The organism is Myceligenerans salitolerans (assembly GCF_017349295.1).
Lineage (GTDB): Bacteria > Actinomycetota > Actinomycetes > Actinomycetales > Cellulomonadaceae > Myceligenerans > Myceligenerans salitolerans.
The window spans coordinates 1-277 of sequence record NZ_JAFMPK010000010.1; the positions used below are offsets into that span (position 1 = coordinate 1).

General features: G+C 67.5%; 1 protein-coding gene. It reads left to right on the forward strand.

Going from position 1 to position 277, the window contains the following annotated elements; translation table 11 throughout:
* On the forward strand, positions 1-277 hold a 277-nt coding region (locus tag J0911_RS01395; protein WP_207273614.1), incomplete at both ends, for a hypothetical protein.

Genomic DNA, 277 nt, shown 5'->3' on the forward strand with positions numbered 1-277 from the left:
CCCGCACGCCCCACCACGAACTCCGTCGACGCACCGGTCAAGCTCAACCCACCCACGTCGGCAGGCAACGACGCCGTCAACGTCGCAGACCCCGTGGCCGGCGACGTAGGACGCACCACCACCCTGTACGTCCCCGACACCGGCACCGGATCCACGTTGAACACATCCGACGAACTCGACGAGAAAGCCGAGTCCACACGCTCCCCGTCCGGACCGAACACCTCCACGTACCGCGTCCCGACCGACACCCCGGACGACGCCAGAGTCAGCTCATCAC